4 protein-coding genes and 1 pseudogene are annotated in these 4,709 nt (G+C 67.9%); 3 read left to right on the top strand and 2 right to left on the bottom strand.

Annotated elements, in window-relative coordinates:
* A partial coding sequence (locus tag IE271_RS43135) for a transposase (RefSeq protein ID WP_229919968.1) occupies positions 1 to 398 on the top strand: 398 nt, incomplete at its 5' end.
* A gap of 86 nt (positions 399 to 484) precedes the next feature.
* On the opposite strand, the gene IE271_RS40190 is transcribed toward IE271_RS43135, so the two are convergent.
* Complete coding sequence (locus IE271_RS40190) at positions 485 to 1,192, bottom strand: alpha/beta hydrolase family protein (protein ID WP_190195376.1); 708 nt, start codon at positions 1,190 to 1,192, stop codon at positions 485 to 487.
* A gap of 347 nt (positions 1,193 to 1,539) precedes the next feature.
* A pseudogene (locus IE271_RS40185) lies at positions 1,540 to 1,839 on the bottom strand (transposase); the annotation flags it as partial.
* 38 nt (positions 1,840 to 1,877) lie between these two features.
* Here IE271_RS40185 and IE271_RS40180 point away from each other — a divergent pair.
* Both IE271_RS40180 and IE271_RS40175 read left to right on the top strand, forming a co-directional pair.
* Entirely contained in the window at positions 1,878 to 2,438 is a 561-nt protein-coding gene (locus IE271_RS40180) for a TetR/AcrR family transcriptional regulator (protein WP_190195375.1), read from the top strand.
* 218 nt (positions 2,439 to 2,656) lie between these two features.
* Positions 2,657 to 4,099 (top strand): cytochrome P450, encoded by a 1,443-nt coding sequence (locus IE271_RS40175; RefSeq protein WP_190195374.1) that lies wholly within the window; start codon positions 2,657 to 2,659, stop codon positions 4,097 to 4,099.
* Positions 4,100 to 4,709: the final 610 nt, after the last annotated feature.

Below are 4,709 nucleotides of genomic sequence, written 5' to 3'. Positions count from 1 at the left end.
ATGCCGAGAGAGACGCTCGGGGTGAGGGTCACCCGGTCGTGGGTGAGGGGCTGTTGCAGCTGCTCGCGCAGCGCGGCGAGGTCGGCGAGCGCGGTGTCCGGCGCCAGGACTGCGACGACGCCGAATTCGTCGCCGCCCAACCGGGCCGCGAGCGCTCGCCGGTGAGCGCTCCAGTGGGCCAGGCGGCGACCGAGGGCGTGAACGCACGGATCCGCAAGGCCGTCCGCGCTCGCGGGCACTTCCCGAACGAGCAGGCCGCCATGAAGTGGGTCTACATGGCGCTGATGTCCCTGGACCCGACAGGCAAGGGCCGCAAGCGCTGGACCATGCGCTGGAAGGCCCCGTTGAACGCCTTCCAGATCCACTTCGAAGGCCGGCTCACCCCAGCCACCCACTGACCGACCAACAACCAAGATCAGCCGTTAAGTTGACACTCCCGCTTCGGTGGTCGGTTGGCGGGTTCCGGGGGTCGTGATAGCTGTAGTCAGTCGAGGTCCGCGAGCAAACCTTTGGTCACTTCGTCGGGGTGGGTGAGGAGGGCCTCGTGTGTGCCGGGGACCATGATCGGCTGCACGCCGACGCGGGCGGCCAGTTCCAGGCCGGGTGCTGCGAGGGAGCGGTCGTTTTCCGACAGCACGTACGTGATCGGAATCCCTGTCGTGTAAATGCCGTCGGTCTCGATCGGGTCGAGCACGTAACCGCCGGGGGTCGGCAGCAACTGGTCATAGATGACTCGCTGCGCCGCAGCGGGTTCACCTGGCATGAGGTTGTTCGCGAACGTCTCGAAGTCCATCCCTATGGTGCCGTCCGGCGATGCTTCTGCGGTGGCGCGCATGAACTCCGCCGTTTCGGGTCCCAGCGCGGAGGCCATGGATTCGCCTGGCAGCGGCACGTATGCGCTATAGAAGACGATCCGGGCGAGGCGGGCGGCGAGCCGTGGCGCTGCGGCGGTGATCGGGAAACCCGCCCAGCTGTGGCCGACCAGCACGACGTCGGTGAGGTCCCGGCGTTCGACCTCGCCGACTAGGTGGTCAACGGCGTCCACCAGTCGCAGGCCCCGCGGATCGTCGCCGAGGGAGAGACCGGGCATGGTCAGGGCGAGAGCGCTGTGCCCAGCAGCGTGTATCCGCTGACCGACGGGATGCCAGCACCAACCGCCGTGCCCGACACCGGGGACAAAAACGAAATGCACGAAATCTCCTTCGTGTGAACGCCGGGCGCCGCTGAGGGGCACAAGGACAGCGCGTGAAGTCTATACACCTGACAGCGCTCAGAAATAAGCGATACCAGCCACGCGCCGCGCCGCAGGTCGCCTCGACCGCCCCGGAGATCAGACATCTGCTCACGGCCGCTCTTCACCCCGCCTACCGCCCGTCACGCCAGTCGAACCGGCGCCACCGTCACCAGGCACGCTCCTGTGGGCTCCATCGACGCATCCGCCGAAACGAGGAAATACGTGGGCAGCTAGCAATTGGCGGCTGCCGTACTAAGGTCTGCGTGATGTTGTGATCAATCGGCTGCTCGCAGGAGGTCCTCGAGTCAGATCATCGAGGCCCGGAGTTCGAGGCCGACGAGGTAGCTCTCGGGTGTCTTGTTGAAGCGGGTGGCGATGCCGCGCCAGTCCTTCAAACGGTTGATCAGGCGTTCGACGGTGTTGCGTTCCTAGTAGAGGCCGCTGTCGTGGCTGACGAGCCGCCCGCCCCGGCTGCCTCTCTTCTTGCAGCCGGCGGCCTGGTCCTTCTTCTCCGGAATGACCGCCTTGATGTGGTTTCTGCGCAGGTAGGCGCGGTTGGTACGGGACGAATAGGCCTTGTCCGCGGCAACCGCGCCCGGCCGGGTTAGATTCGAGTCCTACGGAGGAAGCCGAGGTGTTGAGGGTGGGACAGGTGCCTGGCGAAGGGCTGCGTGACCGGCTGCTGGAGACGGCCCTCGAACTGGCCTCTCCCGGCCTGACCCTCGCGATCCCGTCCCTGCGGGCGGCGGCCCGCGCCTGCGGGGTGTCCGCCACTGCGGTGTACCGCTACTTCGCCTCGCAGGGCGACCTCAACCGGGCCATCCTCCTGCGCATCGACGCCGCCTTCGTTGCCGCGATGACGGAGGCCGACGACCCCCGGCTGCCGCCGGTCGAACGGCTCCGCCGCCTTGCCGCCGCCTACCTCGAGTGGGGCGTGGCTCACCCGGGGCTCTACCAGTTGCGCTTCGAGAGCGCCGACCAGCTGGGTGCGGACTACGTGTACAGCGGCGCGGCCGACGACGTGCTGGGGGGCATCGGCCAGCTCGCCCGGGCGGCCGGCGCGGACGCGCGGGTCGCGGCCGAGGACCTCTGGGTCGGCATGCACGGGGTGGTCTCCCTGCGTATCCACAAGCCGCACATGGCGTGGCCGGACATCGAGACACAGGTCGACCGGCTCTTCGCGCTGTGGGGCTTCGCGAACTGAGCACCGGCTCCCGACTGTCTCTCTTCTTCCTCTTCTTTCCTCGTTTTTGTCACTTCCCGTCTTTGCCTGTCCATGGCGGGAGGACGAGAGTTCCCGCTGTGCTGGACGGCAGTCCGGCGGCATTCGACACGGCCAGTTGACACCTGTTAACTTCTCTCTGGTTAACAGGTGTCAACCTGTGTGCTGCGAACCCGGCCGTCCGTGGAGAGGACCGAGAAATGCTCACTGTCACCGTCACCGACCTGCCGGAGCCGCCGAAGGTACCGCTGCTGGGCCACCTCCCGGCACTGGGGCGCGGCATGGCCATGCACAGGGTGCTCCACGACTGGCGGGACGTGTACGGCCCGACCTACCGGATCCGGTTCGGCCGCACCCCCCTGGTCGTCACCTCGTCGCCGGAGGTCGTCCAGACGGTGCTGCGTGAGCGGCCGGAGGCGTTCCGGCGGGCTCCGATGCTGGCACGCCTCATCGACGAGATGGGCGCCCCGGGGCTGTTCGACGCGGAAGGCGAGGACTGGCGCCGGATGCGCCGGATCGCGATGCGGGGCCTGAACGCGGGGGCCCTGCGCAACTCCTTCTTCGTGATCACCCGGTCCATCGAGCGGCTGCGGGAGCTCTGGGCCACCACCGGGGGCGAGCGGGTGGACGTTCTCGACGACCTGATGCGCTACACGCTCGAGGTCTCGACGGCCCTGTTGGCAGGCCATGACCTGGACGCCGTGAGGCAGCGGGACGGCGACGGTCTGCCCCGGCGTCTGCCGCAGGTCTTCGAGAAGCTGGGACGCAGGATCGCCAGCCCGGTCCCGTACTGGCGATGGGTCCGCCTGCCCGCCGACCGCAGGCTGGATGCCACCGTCGCGGAACTACGTGACCTGGTCAAGGAGCAATACGTCCACGCCCGGCGCCGCGTGGCCGAAGGACAGGCGCCGGTCACGTATCTCGAGGCGCTTGCCGAGGCGAGCATGGACGACGCCGCGAAACTGAGCGAGCAGGACGTCGTCAGTGCCGTGGTCAACATGATCGTCGCGGGGGAGGACAACACCGCCGCCGCCGCGGCATGGGCGATGCACTACCTCGCCATCCACCCCGAGGCGCAGCGGAAGGTGCGGGAGGAGGCGGAGGAGGTGCTGGGGGACGACGAATTTCCGTCCGACCCGGCGGCCCTGTCCAGGCTGCGGTATGCCGAGGCGGTGGTCAACGAATCAATCCGCCTGCGGCCGACGTCCCCCTTCTTGATCATGCAGGCGGCGCGCGACATTACGATCCCCGACGGCGCGAACGCCCTGCGTCTGGAGGCCGGAACCCTCGTCATGCCGCTCATGACGCACGCCTCGGACGTCGACGACCACAGGTACCCGGACCCCGGGGCGTTCGAGCCCGACCGATGGCTGTCCCCGTCCGCCCCGCAGCCGAACGACGCCTCGCCGTTCCTGCCCTTCGGCGGAGGGCCTCGCTTCTGCCCCGGACGAAACCTCGCCCTCGTCGAGGTGACGATGGTCGTCGCGATGGTGTGCCGCCACTTCGTGCTGGAGGCGGACACGACGACCGGCCCGGTCGGGGAACGTGTAACCTTCGCGATGATGCCCACGAACCTGGGTATTCGGCTGCACCCGGCAGAACACCGCAGCCTGGACCGCCGGAACGCGGGCGCCGACGCCTAGCGATCTCGTGGCACGGTTGGTCGTGGCTCGGCGCCGGGTAGCTCGTTGAACTGTCCCTGGTGGGTGCTGGGGCGCGTGAGTTGATCGTGGCGGAGGAGCGGGTCACGGGGCTCTCGCCCGTGGTGATCGCTGAACTCATCGCTGAGGTAGGGCCGTTGTGGCACGAGCAGCATCAGGCTCGGCTCGCGGCTCGGCCGCGGCAGCGGGCTGTGGGAGCGGGGGCGAGGCACAGGTTCGTCCTCGTCGACCGCCTGCTGGCCACTCTGGTGAGCCTGCGCCATGGCACCACACAACATGCTGGCCTTCTGGTTCGGTGTGGACCGCCCCACCATCACGCGCGCTCGGCGAGGTCCGGCCGCTGCTGGCGCAACGAGTGGGCCAGTTCATCGACTCAAGGCGGGGGCTTCTCCTTCTTGAGGACTACCCAGCAACGCCCGTCTTCGACTCAAGGCCGGAGCAGTGACGGGCATGCGGTCGGATGTCTGAGATTTAGCCGGTACAGACCATGGAAGCCACAGCAAAATCCCGTTTGGCTGTGCCTGTTTCTCCGGGAGTCGTTTGGTGGTGACTTCGGGAGTCAGACAGGGGGTGCCGACTTGATCGATGTCAG

The organism is Streptomyces minutiscleroticus (assembly GCF_014650875.1).
In the GTDB taxonomy this organism is placed as follows: domain Bacteria; phylum Actinomycetota; class Actinomycetes; order Streptomycetales; family Streptomycetaceae; genus Streptomyces; species Streptomyces minutiscleroticus.
Note: the sequence above shows the minus strand (reverse complement) of the source record. Positions and strands in the feature narration are given on the sequence as shown.